General features: G+C 36.1%; 15 protein-coding genes and 16 tRNA genes. All 31 read left to right on the forward strand.

Annotated features, from left to right (window positions below):
- The first annotated feature begins 4 nt into the window (after positions 1-4).
- The 31 genes from GFU89_RS18975 to GFU89_RS19125 all read left to right on the forward strand — a co-directional run bounded on the left by GFU89_RS18975 (position 5) and on the right by GFU89_RS19125 (position 16,989).
- The gene (locus GFU89_RS18975; protein WP_318848625.1) at positions 5-1,138 is read left to right on the forward strand and encodes an AAA family ATPase; all 1,134 of its coding nucleotides are present in this window, start codon (positions 5-7) and stop codon (positions 1,136-1,138) included.
- Entirely contained in the window at positions 1,111-1,854 is a 744-nt protein-coding gene (locus GFU89_RS18980) for a hypothetical protein (RefSeq protein WP_318848626.1), read from the forward strand. Before GFU89_RS18975 ends, GFU89_RS18980 begins: the two co-directional genes overlap by 28 nt.
- Positions 1,845-4,223, forward strand: a complete 2,379-nt coding sequence (locus GFU89_RS18985; RefSeq protein ID WP_318848627.1) for a hypothetical protein — start codon at positions 1,845-1,847, stop codon at positions 4,221-4,223. Before GFU89_RS18980 ends, GFU89_RS18985 begins: the two co-directional genes overlap by 10 nt.
- Positions 4,213-5,907 carry an APC family permease gene (locus tag GFU89_RS18990; RefSeq protein ID WP_318848628.1) on the forward strand — a complete coding sequence of 565 codons (1,695 nt, stop codon included), beginning with the start codon at positions 4,213-4,215 and terminating at the stop codon, positions 5,905-5,907. Before GFU89_RS18985 ends, GFU89_RS18990 begins: the two co-directional genes overlap by 11 nt.
- Entirely contained in the window at positions 5,894-6,922 is a 1,029-nt protein-coding gene (locus GFU89_RS18995) for a hypothetical protein (protein ID WP_318848629.1), read from the forward strand. The genes GFU89_RS18990 and GFU89_RS18995 overlap by 14 nt, the downstream gene beginning before the upstream one ends.
- A 459-nt stretch (positions 6,923-7,381) precedes the next feature.
- On the forward strand, positions 7,382-7,510 hold the full coding sequence (locus GFU89_RS19000) for a hypothetical protein (RefSeq protein ID WP_047382249.1): 129 nt from the start codon (positions 7,382-7,384) through the stop codon (positions 7,508-7,510).
- Positions 7,511-7,897: 387 nt separating this feature from the next.
- Complete coding sequence (locus GFU89_RS19005; RefSeq protein ID WP_318848630.1) at positions 7,898-8,023, forward strand: hypothetical protein; 126 nt, start codon at positions 7,898-7,900, stop codon at positions 8,021-8,023.
- Between the two features lie 62 nt (positions 8,024-8,085).
- Positions 8,086-8,153, forward strand: a tRNA-His gene (locus GFU89_RS19010).
- Between the two features lie 8 nt (positions 8,154-8,161).
- Positions 8,162-8,235 (forward strand) — tRNA-Ile (locus GFU89_RS19015).
- A 68-nt stretch (positions 8,236-8,303) separates the two neighbouring features.
- A tRNA-Lys gene (locus tag GFU89_RS19020) sits at positions 8,304-8,380 on the forward strand.
- A 3-nt stretch (positions 8,381-8,383) separates the two neighbouring features.
- Positions 8,384-8,508 (forward strand) — tRNA-Arg (locus GFU89_RS19025).
- A 5-nt stretch (positions 8,509-8,513) separates the two neighbouring features.
- Positions 8,514-8,585: transfer RNA gene (locus GFU89_RS19030), tRNA-Asp, on the forward strand.
- A gap of 68 nt (positions 8,586-8,653) precedes the next feature.
- Positions 8,654-8,725, forward strand: a tRNA-Pro gene (locus GFU89_RS19035).
- Positions 8,726-8,731: 6 nt separating this feature from the next.
- A tRNA-Glu gene (locus tag GFU89_RS19040) sits at positions 8,732-8,803 on the forward strand.
- A gap of 5 nt (positions 8,804-8,808) precedes the next feature.
- Positions 8,809-8,882, forward strand: a tRNA-Ile gene (locus GFU89_RS19045).
- 4 nt (positions 8,883-8,886) lie between these two features.
- Positions 8,887-8,958 (forward strand) — tRNA-Asn (locus tag GFU89_RS19050).
- Between the two features lie 225 nt (positions 8,959-9,183).
- A tRNA-Cys gene (locus tag GFU89_RS19055) sits at positions 9,184-9,265 on the forward strand.
- A gap of 131 nt (positions 9,266-9,396) precedes the next feature.
- Positions 9,397-9,480: transfer RNA gene (locus GFU89_RS19060), tRNA-Tyr, on the forward strand.
- Between the two features lie 81 nt (positions 9,481-9,561).
- Positions 9,562-9,633: transfer RNA gene (locus GFU89_RS19065), tRNA-Glu, on the forward strand.
- Positions 9,634-10,000: 367 nt separating this feature from the next.
- Positions 10,001-10,074, forward strand: a tRNA-Leu gene (locus GFU89_RS19070).
- A 76-nt stretch (positions 10,075-10,150) separates the two neighbouring features.
- Positions 10,151-10,223: transfer RNA gene (locus GFU89_RS19075), tRNA-Leu, on the forward strand.
- A gap of 89 nt (positions 10,224-10,312) precedes the next feature.
- Positions 10,313-10,385: transfer RNA gene (locus GFU89_RS19080), tRNA-Phe, on the forward strand.
- A gap of 97 nt (positions 10,386-10,482) precedes the next feature.
- Positions 10,483-10,553 (forward strand) — tRNA-Trp (locus GFU89_RS19085).
- A 77-nt stretch (positions 10,554-10,630) separates the two neighbouring features.
- Positions 10,631-11,116: a ribonuclease H-like YkuK family protein gene (locus GFU89_RS19090; RefSeq protein WP_318848631.1), complete on the forward strand. Its 486-nt coding sequence runs from the start codon at positions 10,631-10,633 to the stop codon at positions 11,114-11,116.
- 54 nt (positions 11,117-11,170) lie between these two features.
- Positions 11,171-11,542, forward strand: a complete 372-nt coding sequence (locus tag GFU89_RS19095) for a cyclic-phosphate processing receiver domain-containing protein (protein WP_318848632.1) — start codon at positions 11,171-11,173, stop codon at positions 11,540-11,542.
- A 6-nt stretch (positions 11,543-11,548) separates the two neighbouring features.
- Positions 11,549-12,565, forward strand: coding sequence for an RNA ligase, Rnl2 family (locus tag GFU89_RS19100; protein WP_318848633.1), 1,017 nt, complete (start codon positions 11,549-11,551; stop codon positions 12,563-12,565).
- A gap of 172 nt (positions 12,566-12,737) precedes the next feature.
- Positions 12,738-13,682, forward strand: a complete 945-nt coding sequence (locus GFU89_RS19105) for an MBL fold metallo-hydrolase (RefSeq protein ID WP_318848634.1) — start codon at positions 12,738-12,740, stop codon at positions 13,680-13,682.
- A 167-nt stretch (positions 13,683-13,849) separates the two neighbouring features.
- Positions 13,850-14,413, forward strand: coding sequence for a metallophosphoesterase family protein (locus GFU89_RS19110; protein WP_318848635.1), 564 nt, complete (start codon positions 13,850-13,852; stop codon positions 14,411-14,413).
- 94 nt (positions 14,414-14,507) lie between these two features.
- Positions 14,508-15,050 carry a 3'-5' exonuclease gene (locus tag GFU89_RS19115; protein WP_318848636.1) on the forward strand — a complete coding sequence of 181 codons (543 nt, stop codon included), beginning with the start codon at positions 14,508-14,510 and terminating at the stop codon, positions 15,048-15,050.
- An 81-nt stretch (positions 15,051-15,131) separates the two neighbouring features.
- Positions 15,132-15,683, forward strand: coding sequence for a 3'-5' exonuclease (locus GFU89_RS19120; RefSeq protein ID WP_318848637.1), 552 nt, complete (start codon positions 15,132-15,134; stop codon positions 15,681-15,683).
- Positions 15,684-16,194: 511 nt separating this feature from the next.
- Positions 16,195-16,989: a DUF6493 family protein gene (locus tag GFU89_RS19125; protein WP_318848638.1), complete on the forward strand. Its 795-nt coding sequence runs from the start codon at positions 16,195-16,197 to the stop codon at positions 16,987-16,989.
- Positions 16,990-17,033: the final 44 nt, after the last annotated feature.

The following is a 17,033-nucleotide window of genomic DNA, read 5'->3' on the forward strand; positions in this document are numbered from 1 at the left end:
ATCAATGAATCAGAATATAAATCAGCTTAATACAGTTCTTAACTACGTAAAAGAAACCTTTGTAGGTAAAAATGATGTCGTAGATCTGTTGGGAATATGCCTTTTGGCAAGAGAAAATGCCTTTTTGTATGGACCTCCGGGTACGGCAAAATCGGCTATTGTCAGAACCCTTGCAAAAACAGTAAAAGACGGGAAAAATTTCGAATACTTGTTAACCCGTTTTACAGAACCGAACGAGATCTTCGGCCCTTTTGATATCAGGAAACTGAAAGAAGGAGAACTTCTGACCAATACAGAAGGAATGATGCCCGAGGCTTCCATGGTTTTCCTGGATGAAATTTTTAACGCCAACTCTGCTATTCTGAATTCACTTCTGATGGCACTTAACGAGAAAATTTTTAAAAGAGGAAAAGAAACCAAGCATTTACCAGCATTGATGTTCGTAGGGGCAAGTAACGTTCTTCCCGAAGATGAAGCACTGAACGCATTATTTGACCGTTTTCTGGTGAGAATCAATGTAGATTATGTAAAACCTGAACTATTACAGCAGGTACTTTTAGCCGGAAGAAAGCTCGAAAATGAAGAAGAAACTGAAATTCCGGAAATTCATGCCGATGGAATCAGGCAGCTTCAGAATCTGTGCAGAACCATAGACCTTAAACCAATCTATGAAATCTATCTGAACACTATTATGAGCCTTCGGAATACAGGAATTGCTATTTCAGACCGTAGAGCGGTGAAACTTCAGAACCTGATTGCTGCGAGTGCCCTGATCTGCGGAAGAAAAGAAGCGGTGCTTTCCGATCTTTGGGTACTGAAGCATATCTGGGATACAGAAGAACAGATTGAAATTCTGGAAGGGATTATCAACAGGACCATTGAGAAAGATAATCATCCGGATTCCCATCCACAGGCGATGCACAACAAAACTCCCAATCCTGAAGAAGTCATGAAAGATGTGACAATTCTTGTGGAAAAATGGAATGGCGGAATACTGAGTTTTGAAGAACAGAATGTGATTAAAGATAAACTGAGATACCTGCAGACCCGTTGCGACTGGATCAGAAATCCGGAACAGAAGCAATATATCCAGCAAGAAATTGAAAGCTTATGGCAGAAGATCCTTCAAAGCGTTTAAAAGAATTCTGGGCAGAGCTTCCCCGTGCTGATGAAGACTTTCTGGGCTCTATCAGAGACTGGAAAAACGTTCAGATTGCAGTGGATGAAGAAACAATCTGGCTGAAAGGCTTTACTGACGAACAGGCCGCAGCTCCGGAAATACAGCAGTTACCTGACTTTATCCTGTATGAACTTCGGGATGGTCTTTTGTTTAAGAAAGAAGCTTTGGTTCCGAGTAAAAAAATGAGAACAGGATTACTTTGGATATCCATAGACAAGGCATTACAGCTTACTTTTCCACTTTCCAATCAAAACTATTTTGGAATTCAGGAACAGGTTCAGGTAAGAGTAAAAGAAAGTAATGAAGAGCAGCCGGTAATTGCTTTATTAAGCAATATCGCTGATATTAAAGAAAGTATCGCAGCATTACCGAAGTTTAAACTAGAAAAAATACAATGGACAGTTATGGGAGATAAAGCCCTGTTTACGGGCATTCCATTATTAAGCTTTCCCGGAAAAACATATTGGACAAAAGACAGACATCTACTGCCGGCAGGTCTGGATTTTGAATTTAAAAATCTAAGTACACTATTACAGCAGAAATATAATAAAGAATCGGAAGGATGGTTGCTTTGGGATGAAAATGGAAATTACCTTTTAATAAAAGAAACAGATTTCCGTCCATTGTCCGTAAGCTCGTTCCGTCTTACAGAAAAATCAAGAGAATGGAATTAAAGGCTTATTTCCAGTCCTATGAAAATTATTTCTGGGAATGGAAAACTGATGAAGATGTTCCCGGTGATTCCGGGTACCATGACAACAATCTCCTCTCGGTTCCGGGAGTGGGAGCAATTGCTTACAGGCCTTATGTGATGGAGATCCTCAAAGAACTTCAGCCCCAGGGATGGCCTCCGTTTGGAGCGCTGCTCATGGTATTGTATGCCATGCAGGACGGTTATATTGATTTTGTGGGGCCTTTAAGACATACTGCTGAGTTTTATAGTGGAGAAGACTTTGAATTCAACGTGGAAAAACAAATTGAATTTCTTCAAAAAGTACAATCACTTCCCAATGCTTATAAGCAGAAACAAAACAGGATTGTACTGCTGCAGACCTTATTCAATAATAGCCACAACAGAATATCTTCAGTGAATGCTGAAGCGAATATAAGAATCTACTATAAAAGACCCCATGAGCTGGCTTCCAGTGCAGAAAAACAAGATGCTGCTCCATTCGTTTTAAACAAAGATTTAAAAGCGTTAGATCTGAACGAAAAATTTCCTACTGTACAATCCATCATTGATGCCATGAAGGGTTTGATTGAAGAGCCTGAGCTGGATGATGAGGTGGTAGAAGAAGAAACAACAGCGGATACGGATAAAGATTTTATCAAAGAATTAATTGAAGAACCCAAAACATTTCAGGTAGGAAGCCTGATCAAAAGAATCTGGAGCGGTCTCAAAATTCCGATGCGCCACCTTTCTCCCGGAGAACAGCCCATCGGAGGAATTTCTGATATGACCAACAAAGGTGATTTTCACAGAATGCTTCTTTCCGAATTTGCCAATGAAGATGACGTCTTTATGAATAGGGTAGCCAATAATGAAGCACTTTATATCCAAAGAGAAATTCCGCCTGAAGAAAATATTTTTGAAAGAATTATTTTGATTGATACTTCCCTTAGAAACTGGGGGACACCAAAAGTATTGGCTTTTGCCTCTGCAATTGCTGTCATCAAACATCCGAAAGCCCATTCTGAATGTAAAGTTTTTGCTTTAGGGCAGGCAGGTGTTCCAATTACCCTCAACAAGGTGGAAGAAGTGGTTGAAAACCTTAATCAGGTGAGCCCGGTTCTGGAAGTTTCAGAAGCGTTGGAAAGTTTTTTTAACCAGGAATATACCGAAAAAGATATTGAAGTTTTCTTCATTACCCATCATGAGAATATGGAGGATGAAAAAATTCAGCGGGTGGTTCATCAGAATAGAGACAGACTTAAGTTTTTGGTGACTACAACTTCAGATGGTGAAATTAATTTTTATAAACACCACAAAGGAGCCAGAAAACATATTCAGAAAATAAAACTTCCGTTACAGGAGCTGTGGGCCAATCCACCGCAGCAAAAACAGTCTGTTCATAATTTCAACGGCAAGAAAACAAACCTTCCGCAAAATTATCCGGTCTTATTTCCAACCCCTGTTAATAAGATCGCTAAGTTTTTATATGAAGGAGAGTTTTTCATTCTGAGTTCAAAAAAGCAGCTATTGAAGACTTATCTTTCTGATAACTATTATGACAAGCATTCCTATGATTACTATAAAACGCATCATGGCTGTGAAGTTTTATTTGATAACATTTCTATAAAACCAAAAGGACAGTTTGCTCTTGCAAAAAACAAACAACAGCACTTTATTCTGTGTCAGTACCAGCCTGATCAGAAATTAATATCGAAGCTTGATCTTAATACAGGAGAATATTCTGAGCAAAATCTTACAGGAATGAATATTTCTGATTTCTACAGACTGATTTATTTTGGACGAAGTTTTTACCTGCACCACCCGGACAATTCTACCCATTACAAAATAAACAGGGACGGAAATATTTCTGTAGAACCTATTACAGGAAAAGATAAAGAATTTGAAAAAAATAATATAAAAGCCGAAGCAGAGGTTGCCAAACTGAAAGGAAGCGGATTGAGGATTATCAATAATTTTCAGAAAATAGGAATCAATCGGTATGAAAATCTGGTTATTTCCGGGCATGAATTGTACAGCGCTTCTGAAAACACCCTGGATTTTTCCAAGAATAAATATGAAATTAAAATTTTTGCCGAGCAGAATAAAAATAAATTTACATTCCCTGATGGAAGCGAAATTATTACAGACTCACGGGGAATGCTGACTTTCCGAAGCAGTAACAAGAGTATTGAAGAGTTTTTTATTCCTTCCACAGCTAACGGTTTTCTTTCTTTAGCAACCTATACAGAATTTGGAGGATCAGAATATTATCTTCCGGAACATGCCCTGTTGAAAGTAAGAACAATGGATGATATGTGTGACAGGTTTTTGAAACCGTTTATAGAACAGATTTTGGATTATGGAGCTTAGAATAAAACCTTTCCCGAAAAATAACTATCCCAAAAAGGGGCTTTTGATCCGAGGCTCTTCACCTGTGGTATGGCTTCAGGAAATGGAAATGCTTGGAATTAATGTAAGCAAGGTAAGATCTTATGCGATCCCGGCCAATAGTCCTAATGTATTGTATGGATGTTTCCTTGTTTTTAATGACCAAGCCCCGCAGGAAATAGGGAGAAATGCTTACTTTCAGTGTGTGGATAACAGGCTTTTCATCCCTGAAAATACTACTTTTTATCCCAAAATAAATCCGGAAGACTGGGCACAGCTTGATTCTCCCTTTCTGGTTATGCATCCTGAATTCGGACTGGTAAAGTTATCAGAAGAAATCGACTGGATTTCATTAATTCAGCAACCCGGTATCATCGATGAAAACATTAGAAAACCACTTAACGGAGTTTCAATTCCTCAAAAAATTGAAAGCTATACGGTTGAAATAGATGATGAAAAAGTAATGGAAGCATTACAGCCAAAGCAAACCGAAGAAGAATGGATGAACAACCTTCCGTTTGATCTGAAAAAAGTAATGGCCGGGAATAAAAAAGAAATAGAAAAATATTTACAATATATTGAGAAATATCCCGAAAGAGCAGTAGAATTAGGTGTTTCGCTGGATGTTATGGGAACTTCCAGAGGAGATGGCTTTGGCAAGTTCACATGGCTGGATACATTATTTGGTGGAGGCTCTAATGGAAAGAAAGAGAGTGCAGGAACAAAAAATTTTCGAAGAATATTCTGGGCGGTAATTATTGTGGCTATAGTTTTAAAGATTGCCTTACCTTCAGATAAAAATCCCGAACAGGAAGAAAAGACCGTTTCTTCAGGAAAAATTGCAAACAATGCTGTACAAGCACCTTCTGATATGATTGCTTTCCAGTCCGGAACCTCGGAAATTGATCTGAAGATAGACTCTCTGTATCATCAGGAGCGAAAAGAATTGTCCAAAGAACTTGTTCACGCCGGGATCATAGAATCTAAAACAAAAGAAGACAAAGAAAATTATAAAAAAGCTGGTGGAAGAGATGTAAGTGAAATAGGAAGAGACATCGGGAAGCTAGTTGATAAAGAAAAACAAAGCAGAGACTCTCTTAAAACTATTTACACAAAAAAAATCACAAAACACCTTGAACAAAAGACTGAAAAACTGAAACGTAAAATTTCAGATTCTCTAAAGCAGTATACCAAAGGAAAACCTGTAAATGGAGAAGTTGTAAAATTCCTGCTGAAAAAGAGAAAAGCTTTGATGGCAGATTCTCTGGGAAAACTTTACGGAACACTGGATATAGTAGACCCTTCTTCTGCCTCCATCGACAAATCCAAAGTGAAAGGAATAGGTTCAGAAGGAACCCCACTGGAGAAAAAAGCGCCGGTTTCAGATATTATGTATATGGTTATCCTGATGATTGCCGGAGTAGGTCTGTATTTGTTCTTATTTAAAAACAAATCATTAAACCTTGGCGGTGATAATGTACCTGCCTGGATGAAATTTATTTTAATAGGAATCCTTGTGGCGATGCTGGTGTACCTATTTTATCCGTTGGTAAAAATGTTTGGATACAACTGGTTTGTATGGGTTCTGGTGATCTGCGTGATGCTGCTCCTTTATCGTTTGTTCAGAGAAGATAAAACCATTTTAAACTCCGATGATGATGAATAAACAGAAATTTATAGACAAATTTATAGCTGCATTCATGCTGTTGGCCCTATTTAAGGTCATCGGAATCGTTACCCAGTTATTTCATGAAAGCTTTTGGAGTGTGGTTGGAACATTAGGTATTTTCTTAATTGTAGCCTTTATCATCCTTCTTGTCATCACTTCTTTAAAAGATAAAGAACAAAACAACAGAAATTCAGCGGGAAGAAAAGGCAGTGGAAGCAGCAGTTTCTATCTGGAAAATTCCCTTTTTGACAGAATCCGGAGTAAATACGAAGAATTAGCAGAGAAATATATTGCTGAAAACGATTATAAAAAAGCAGCAAGAGTCTATATGAATCTGCTGCAGGATAATTACAGAGGTGCAAAGACACTGGAAAATGGAGGGTTCTACAATGAAGCAGCCGTAGTCTATCTTAAAAAGCTGAATAATAAATCCGATGCAGCGACCTGCTATGAAAAAGCAAAACAATACAAAAAAGCCATTGACCTTTATAAAGAAATGGAGCAGAAAGAAAAAGTAGGTGATCTCTATAAAGAAATCAATGATCTTAAAAATGCCCATCATTACTATCAAATAGTAGCGGATGATTATACTATTAATAATCAGATGGTGAAAGCTTCTTTGGTCTACCGTAAAAAAATGGAAAAAGCTGAAGAGGCACAAAAAGTATTGCTGAAAGGATGGGAAGAAGACAGAGATGCTTTCAATTGTTTGAATAACTATTTTGCCAATATCTTTGATGTTAAAAAACTGGAATTTGAAATAAAGCATTTATATCAGAAAACTCCGACTCACAAAAAGATTACTTATCTGGAGGCTCTGAAATATGAATTCAAAAAAGATCCGGAATTACATACCGTCACAAGAAATATAGCCTACGAAATCATTGCTGAAAAAGTAGCTACCCGCTCAGAAATTGTGAACGAACTGAAATATTTTAACCCTGATGATGAGGTGATTCTAAAAGACATCTCGAGATTTAAGACTGGAAGGAATAAGATGTTTAGAAATTAAAAGATTAAAAGATTGAAGAATTTAAAAATTAAAAGAAAAATTTCTCTTTGAAAAAGAATTCATCCGCTTCATCAAATCAATTATAATTGATTCCCTCTTAGCTCCCTTAAAATAAGCATTTATAAGAACAAAAAACCTTGCGTTTAAGATAACATAACAATTTTGTTGGAAAATCGCAAAGACGCAAAGAGTTTATAAATTTAATGTATGATTTTTAAGACGCAAGAAAATCGAAGATCTTCAGCAAGTAAACAATATATAGTAAGTAGTATTCTACATCATCTTTAACTAATCTGGGAGAGGCCCATAAAGTATTTAATATTATCAGAGATAAAATCCTCATGCCTTAAAGCAGATTTTTTTAATATTATTTTGCGCCTTTGCGTATCTAAAATCTTCCAGAGATTGTGAATCTTATAAAATAATACCAAAAAAGATTTATCTTTGCCCCAGAAAATTATGACAATACAAAGAGCACATATCAATGCAGAACTATGCGAAAGTCCTTCTAATAAAGGATTATTCGGGTATGATGAGATGATATGGAATGAGGCGAAATGTGCTGACTTTGGAAATTATTTACTGTAAACTTGTAAAAAATTAATCAAAATACAACAGAAACGCCTCGGTTTTCCGAGGCGTTTTTTGTTTTTTAGGTCAGAAATTATTTAGAATGAAAAAAAATAACTATAAACATGAAAATTTTTTAATTAACAATGAAACTTTAATACGATAAAATAGAGTGATAAGCAACCCAGTGAGAGACAGTCATTTAGGTAATTAAGATATCTGCAAAATATTGCGGACAGAAATTCTCTACTCCAAAAACAACACGTAATTAATTGATTATCAATAATTTAATTTGAAAATTTATTTGTGGATTCCAAAAATTCATATTTACTTTGCAACCGAAAATTGAAAGCAACAGGTTTTCAGGATTCAATTAAAAATAATTTAGAAACAAACAAAAATAAAATGAAACAGTTACACAACATATTCAATCAATATTCAAGACTATTCGGACAGGAGCCGGCAGGAGTTCTGTGTATTCTTGATAGTGAAATTGTGGATGAAAGGTGCTTATATACGTGGGTCAGCTAATGATCTTTTACGTTAAAATATATGAAGCGCCTCCCAAAAAGAGGCGCTTTTTTTATGGTTTCTTTAGCTTATTTGGTAAAGCGCCGGTCTGTGGAACCGGAGAACAGGGTTCGATCCCCGGAGATACCCAAAATATAAAATCCCATGGCTCAATTGGTTAGAGCATCGACCTGATACGTCGAAGGTTGAAGGTTCGATTCCTTCTGGGATTACAAAAAATGTGAATTGTGAAATTAAAAATTGACAAGCAAGCGAATTGATTATTCACAAAAATTAAAACAATCTCATAGCTCAAATGGTTAGAGCACCGGTCTTTTAAACCGGGGGTTGAAAGTTCAAATCTTTCTGGGATTACCAAGCGGTTCCGTAGCTCAATTGGATAGAGCATGGGTTTTCTAAACCCAGGATTAGAGGTTCGAAATATAAAGTATTCGTGAATGCCATAAAGCAAAGTATGAAATTCATGAACAATCCTCTCGGAATCACAAAAGGTCTATTGAGGTAATGGCTAACCTGCCCGACTGTCTCTTGGGCACTGCGAGTTCGATTCTCGCATAGACCGCAAAGATTCATAGAAAATTTCGGTTCCGACTGTCTCTCGGAAAAGACTTTTAAAGTGAATCTGCAAAACTGGAAAGATAACGGTGGTTGTTTACCCGTCTTGGACGCGGGAGGTCGCAAGTTCGAATCTTGCTTTCCAGACAAATTGTTCCATTAGCATAATGGTAAGTGCATTCGGCTTTCTACCGAACGACAAGGGTTCGATCCCCTTATGGAATACAAATGATTTCGTAGCTCAAGTGGTTAGAGTGTCGGTCTGATACACCGAAGGTTGAAGGTTCAAGTCCTTCCGGAATTACAATGATTTTGTAGCTCAATGGTAGAGCGCTGGTCTGTTAAACCGGAAGTTGAAAGTTCGAATCTTTCCGAAATCGCAGATAACGAAATGTTAATTGTTTCAGGAGAAAAAGTAAAAGTTTGTCGAGAGCAGAAGATCCTTAAGCCAAACACAGAAAATACAGACAAACTTTTTCTGATCTCTCCAACGACAGTTAGAATTGAAGATATCATTTATAAATTTTTAGGTAAAAATAAAGTTTGCTAAGCGCAGACGTTCTTATATCAAATATAACAGAGCAAACTTTATTTTTTAATAATCTGATGGTTCGCCGAAGTGGAAGAGTCGGGGCGGTCTGCAAAACCGTTGTATAAACTGAGTGGGTTTGAATCCCATAACCATCTCAATAAACTAAAATGAGATTAGTTCAGGAGAAAAAATAAAAGTTTATCGAGCATAGAAGTTCTTATATCAAACAAAAAAATAAAGACAAACTTTATTTACTCCAATGAGAAATTAATGACTCATGAAATCCGGAAGTACGCCGAAGTTGGAGAGTCGGGGCAGACTGTAAATCTGTTGCTTCATAGCTGAGTAGGTTCGAATCCTACTACTTCCACCCAACCACTGATAATGTAATGGCAGCATGCAGGAAATGTACTCTTGTTGTTTAGGTTCGATTCCTGGTCAGTGGGTTAATGCTCTATTCGTCTAACGGTGAGGACGCCTGCCTTTCGAGCAGAAAATAAGGGTTCGATTCCCTTATAGAGTACTGGATGTGAATAGCTGGTCAATATTGAATTGATATAATACCATGAAAGTTCAGATTTTTTTTTAAAAAATTGGCCAGTTACCATTCACAAAAAAATGAAGAAAAGAGAAAAAGGACTGTCAAGAGCAGAAGATCTTTAGTCAATAAAAATAAAGACAGCCTTTTACTTTTTTTAAACAAAATAGAATTAGGAAATGAGAAAGGTTTGTCAAGCGCAGAAGATCTTTACAAGCACTAGCAGGCATAGTTTATAGACAGAGCTTTCTCAAACCTAGATGTCATATGATGAGTAATAAGCAATAAATAGTGAGTAATAATAGAGTTTCATATTACTAATTACCTATTAATCATTACTTATAAAAAAAATGCCTCTCTATTCCAATTGGCAGAGAAAACGGCTTTAAACCCCGTAAAGTCCCAGTTCGAATCTGGGGAGAGGTACAGAATATGAGTAATAAGCAATGAATAATGAGTAATTAAACAGTATAAAAAATTATTCATTATTCATAAAAACGCCGCGGGAATGGTGGAATGGCAGACACTCTTGATTTAGGATCAAGCTTTTGGGGGTTCGACTCCCTCTTCCCGTACTAAAACATAAATGATTAGCAATGAGCGATAAGTAATGATATAGGGTAGCAATTACTAATTACCGATTACTCATTGCTTATAAAAATCCGGAAGAGTGGTGTAGAAGGTCTGCACGTTAGTCTGAAAAACTAAAGGTACAGGTTCAATTCCTGTCTGTTCCACAAAAATATGAAAGATAAGTAATGCGCAATGAGTAATCATTGATACCTGACTAGTTTCTGATATTGCTTATTACCAATTACTTATTACTCATGAATTACTCTGATAGTGTAATGGCAGCATCTCAGTCTCCAAAACTGATGGTATTGGTTCGAGTCCAGTTCGGAGTGCAAAAGATGAAACCAGTGAAGGGTTATCATTTATCAATTATCAACAATCATTTATCAATTTAAAATATGTAGAAAAAATGGAAACGCAACAACAAACATGGCAGAATATGAACGGAAAATTTTTCCACAACTCTATCACACAGCTGGTAGAAGAAGCCATTATCCGCGAACAGGCAAACGGACATCGTCTGAAAGTATGCGTGGGATCAGACTCTCATGTATATGGAAATGCCATCAATTATGCTACGGCAGTAGTATTTATTCGTGAGGGAAAAGGAGCGTTTACCTTTATTAGAAAAGAAAGAGAAATACAGAGTATCAGTATCAAAGAGCGAATGCTGAATGAGGTCAACAAATCTGTTGAAATTGCATACGCTATCTGCTCTGTTTTGGATACTTATGGTGTGGAAATGGAGGTACACGCAGACATTAATACTGACCCCGACTTTAAATCCAATGTCGCATTAAAAGATGCAATGGGATACATTTTGGGAATGGGATATGTGTTTAAAGCAAAACCTTTTGCCTTCGCAAGTTCCAATTGTGCTGATATGATGGTTTAAACTTAAATATAAAACGAGAACCATAATGACTATGGTTGAGTTAAAAAGATAGCTATGGAAAAGACAAAAAGATTATTATTTCTGGATGATATAAGATATCCTATTGAGGCGTATCATTATACCAAACAGGATATGTTCCTCAGAAGCGACTGGCATATTGTTCGGAATTACGAACATTTTGTCAACAGGATTTTGGAAAAAGGACTTCCTGAAATGATTTCTTTTGACCATGACCTGGCTGATGAGCATTATCTCAAACAAGATTCTCAGGAATGCGTTGAAAGAACAGGATACGACTGCGCCAAATGGCTGGTAGAATATTGTATGGACAATTATTTGGATCTTCCAAAGTTCTATTGTCATTCCATGAATCCGGTAGGAAAGGAAAATATTCTTTCCCTTTTAAAAAACTTTAAAAAAAACTAAGACAAAATGATTTTTAAAACATATAACTCTATAGAAAATGCTTACCAAACCCGCGTGATCGAACAGATCAGGATGCAGGGTTTTGGGGATGAGGTTTTCATCGTACAGGAAAAAGTTCACGGAGCTAATTTCTCTTTCTTTACCGACGGAGAGGAAATTAAAATCGCGAAGAGAACTGCTTTCATCGAAAAAGATGAAAAATTTTTCAATGCACATCAGATTTTGGAACGCTACAGAAAAAATGTATTAGAAGTGTTTCAGAAAGTGAAAACCATCCACCCTGATGTAGAAACTGTAGTGATCTACGGTGAATTGTTTGGTGGTGGTTACAAACATAAAGAAGTAGAACCTGTAAAAGATGCTGTGAAGGTACAGAAAGGCATTGAGTATGCCCCTCACAACGAATTTTACGCTTTCGATATCAAATTGAATAGGATTACCTATTTGGATACAGAGGTTGTCAATCAGATTTTTGAGACAACAGGATTTTTCTATGCTAAAATCTTGTTCCAGGGAAATCTTGAAGACGCTTTGAAATTCCCCAATGTTTTCAATTCAAAAATTCCGGCTTGGCTGGGATTACCTGAATTGGAGGACAATAGGTGTGAAGGAACCATTGTAAAAACTTTGAAAACCAAATATTTTGGAAACGGCGCAAGAATTATTCTGAAAAATAAGAATGAAAAATGGGTCGAAAAATCCAAAATGGTCAGAAAAGAAGATAAAACTATTCAGAAACAGGTTCATTTCAGTGAAAAAGCTCAGGAGATCTGGGAAGAAATCCAAAAATATGCTACTGTCAACAGATTAAATAATGTGGTAAGTAAAATTGGTGAATTTGAGCCTAAAATGATAGGCAAAGTGATTGGACTTTTTTCACAGGATATTTTAGAAGACTTCGAGAAAGACTTTCCGGCAGCTTTTACAGCAATTGAAAAAGAAGAGCAGAAAAGAATCAACAAAAAGTTGAATTCTTTAGTAATTGATTTTATAAAAGAAGAGTTGATGACTCTTAAAGTTTAGTTTCGGTATTTTTTACCGAAACTTTTTTATGTATAAACTTAACCATAAATGCTAAGTGAGTTTAAGAACCTGATTTTCATTATGCAGTAAGTTTGTCATTCCGTAGGAATCTCAACCGTTAAAAGTGAAAACAGAGTTTATATTTTTTATGGTTTAATAAAAAGAAAAAAACATGTTACAGGCAGAAATAAAAAGTCTTTTAAAAGAAGACATCAGTATATTGATTAAAATTCCTAACTCAGGAAAACACTATTTGTGTGATTGTGGAGAAGCAAGTTTATTGACTGTGAAAGAAGTACAGTCTATATCAGCTGTATTCATTAGTCATACCCATATTGATCACTTTTCCAATTTTGATGGAATTTTCAGACATCAGATTGGAAGTGGAGAAAAGGTGGTAATCTGCGGACCAAAAAATATTCATCAACAGGTTGAAGCAAGGTTAAAATCTTACACCTGGAATCTGATTGCTGAAAACGCGATTGAATATGAAATTCGGGAGATTGTTTCAAAAGAAGAAATTAATATCTACACCCTTCGTCCGTCATATTGGAATCTGGATTTGGTAAAGACTCAGAACTTCCTGTTTGAAGACGAATATGTCAACGTAGATTTTGCTATTCTGGATCACAAAACAGATTCTGTCGCTTATTTATTTAAAGAAAAAGATTCGGTCACCTTTAATGAAAATGCTTCCGGTTTAAAAAAAGGAAAATGGATAAGCGAACTGAAAACCGCTTTTGAAAATAATGATGGTGATAAAGAAATCGAAATTGAAGAAACTGTTTACAAAGCAGCTGATTTGTTTGATCTGTTAACTCGTAATACAGGTTATAAACTTGGCGTAATCATGGATCATGCAGCAGATGAAAGCAATTATGAAAAAATCAGAACAATATTTGAACGTGCAGATATCGTTTATATTGAAAGCTTTTATAAAGATACCGATCAGGAATTTGCAAAGATCAATTACCACAGTTTTGCTTCTGCATCAGGAAAAATCATGCATGAGTGCCAGGTAAAAGAAGCCATTCCGATTCACTTTTCAAGAAGATATACGGAAAGTGATCAGGAAGAAATTGAAACAGCTTTTTATAAAGCGTTTCGTAAGAATTAATTAAAAATATTTATTAAACAAGACTACGAAGTTAAACATTGAATGTGTCATTCAGACGAATGAAGAATCTGTTTAAAGTGAAAGAGATTCTTCATTCCACTTTGTTTCATTCAGAATGACAACAAAATGTTAAAAATTGTGTAGTTAAAAACAAACAATTAAAAAAAATGAAACCCAATATATTTTTTACAGCAGACCATCATTTTGGTCACGAGAATATTATAAAATTTTCAGAAAGACCTTTTGAGTCTCTGGACCATATGAATGAAGAACTCATTAAAAGGTGGAACGAGAAAATTCAACCCGGTGATACGGTCTACCATTTAGGAGATATGAGTCTGGGAAAACCGGATTTTACAAAAGAGATTTTAGACAGGTTAAATGGTAATATCCATTTGATCAAAGGTAACCACGAGGGAGCGGCTTTAACTTATCCCAAACGTTTTGCTTCCATCAGAGATTATCACGAACTGAAAATTGATGAAGCAGATAACAGCAACGGAAAACAGAAAATCATTCTTTTCCACTACGCCATGCGTACCTGGAATGGCTCGCACCGCGGTGTCTGGCAGTTATACGGACATTCACACGGAGCACTGCCGGATGATGAGATGGCATTAAGTTTTGACGTAGGGGTAGACTGCCACGATTTTTATCCGATTTCCTACGAAGAAGTCAAAGAATTGATGAAAAGGAAAAAATGGACACCACCATTTGCTCCTAGAAATTAACAATTAACAATGGAAAAGAAGCTGAAGGGTAGAGTGGTAGAAACTAACTACCTTCTAACCTCTAACCTCTAGCTTCTAATTTCTAAAAAGAATCATGAAAACGACCAATGAGATTATCATTATCGATCTGGAAGCTACGTGCTGGGAAAATGACAGAATTCCCATCGGGCAGAAAGTCGATATTATAGAAATAGGGATTTGCAAATTAAACTTAACATCAAAAGCAATTTCCCAAAAACAAAGCATTTATGTAATCCCCGAAAGATCAGAAATCAACAGATTTTGTACACAACTGACCGGAATTACTCCTCAAATGATAGAAGAAAAAGGAATCTATTTCGAAGAAGCCTGTGAAATGATCAGGAATGAATACCATTCGGTACCGCTTACATGGGCAGGATATGGAAACTTTGATGGAGAGCAGATCATAGAACAGTGTGACTGGCTTGGAATAACAAATCCATTTTCAGAAAACTACATGAATGTGATGCATGAATTTAAAAGACATTTCAGACTGAATAAACAAATAGGACTTAAGAGAGCCTTGGATTATTTGAAGATGGATTTTGAAGGTACTCATCACAGCGGAGCAGACGATGCTTACAATACAGCCAGAATTTTAAGTAAGATTCTGTGAAATTAATTCGGATAGAAGCCTGAAGCTGGGATTACAGGTTCCTGCGATGAGCTTCTATCTTTTAAAACAAATTTTAAAAAAGTGAAAACAACAGACAATATATTAATAGTAGACCTTGAGGCAACGTGTTGGGAAAACCGACCGCCTAGAGGCCAGGAAAGTGAGATCATCGAGATCGGCGTATGCATCATGAATGCAAAGACCGGTAAGATCTCCAAAAATGAAGGGATTCTGGTAAAACCCCAATATTCAAAAGTAAGTCCGTTCTGTACGGAGCTTACCACCCTTACCCAAAATATGCTGGATAATGAAGGAATCATGCTGGACGATGCATTCGATATCCTGAGAGCAGAATACGATTCAGAAGAACTAACATGGGCCAGCTACGGAAATTACGATCTGAACATGCTTCAGGACCAGGCAAGAAGATTCTACACAGATTATCCTATGAGTGATGACCATATCAATGTGAAAACATTATTTGGAGAAATTCATCCTACTATCAGGAAAAGTGTTGGGATGAACAGAGCTTTGGGTGAATTGGGTCTTACGTTGGAAGGCACCCATCACAGAGGTGTAGATGATGCCAAAAACATTGCAAAGATTTTGCATTGGTGTCTGAAAAATTATTAAAATAATGTTGCATTTTCAGCATTATCAACCAAACGGACTCTCTTGAAAAAGGGAGTCTTTTTTTATAAATTAACTTTAATGAAAACTTTTATTCATTTGATGTATGCCAGAATTACATGAACATATCAGCAGAAATGTATTTTTGAAGGGAAAGCAGAAACAGGAAAGACTACTTTCCCGAATGAGGTCACAATTCAGTCATTATTTGCTATTCCTTCACGAACATTTATTTTAAATAAAATTAACGTATCTGGCTGAAAAGGTGATGATCTTTTAAACCAAAATAAATTCAAAAATAAATAAGGATAGGAGAAGTAGAATATTTAAAATATCGGCCTTAGATCCTCTTTTTTATCAATATATCTTTAAACAGGGAATTGTTTTGTTGTCTGTAAAGAACGTGGTAGAGGTGGTTTTATTAACTTAATGTTTTGTTAAAAAATTCACATTTAAGGGATAATTTACTGTCTGTCAGTCAATTTTTGTTATTTTAGCTGATAAGAATGAACTTATGCTTATTGATGAAGGTTTTAAGGCAATATATTTAAACTATAAAATAAAGGAGATTGTTCCTTTTCTTAAAAAGCTTACACCAAAAGATAAAGAAGAAATTGCTGCTCTTTTAAAAAAACATAGGAATAAAAAACTGAGCCGCAATACAATTTCTGTATTGGCTTCTTTGATTTGCTGCAAAGCGGGAAATGAGTACAAAGACAAATCCGGATATGATGCGATACCGGCTTGTTTTGTCGACGGATTTTCTGAAAAATATCCTCCTGAAAATACTTCTTTTTTGAACATTTTATTCAATTCTTATTATAGTGTTTATCATAATAGGCTGATGAGAATTTTATTTCAGAGACTCTGCTTTTCAGGATCTTTTTTTTCAATGGGAAAAAATAAAATCTTGTTAAGTTCTGTATATCAGTATAGTGTAGAGGATGAGGTGGTGTTTCCGGATGTCTGGATGAAGATAGATTTACCCTCCCCGCAGATGCATTATTTATTCCTGTCTTCGGGACTGTTTAATAAATACGAAACACTCTCTGGTACGGCTTTTGAAGCCTTATTAAACAAGGCAGTTTCGGATGATTTTAAGGTAAAGGAACTGGAAATAATAATCAATAAAAAGACCAGTTTTGAATGGACGTCTGTGAAGAGATTTACAGATAGAATTTTAAAACGTATCAATCTGATTACCAGTTGTGATATTACTTTCAGAAAACTGCTGATAACCATTCTTTCAGCCGTTGGAAAATCAGTTTTTAATGTTAAAAAGCCTCTTGAGCTTTGCAATGGTTTGTAAAGCAGAACAGGCAAAGCCATTATCGGACTGCTAGAAGAATGGAA

The sequence above is a fragment of the Chryseobacterium sp. JV558 genome, assembly GCF_033712365.1.
In the GTDB taxonomy this organism is placed as follows: Bacteria; Bacteroidota; Bacteroidia; order Flavobacteriales; family Weeksellaceae; genus Chryseobacterium.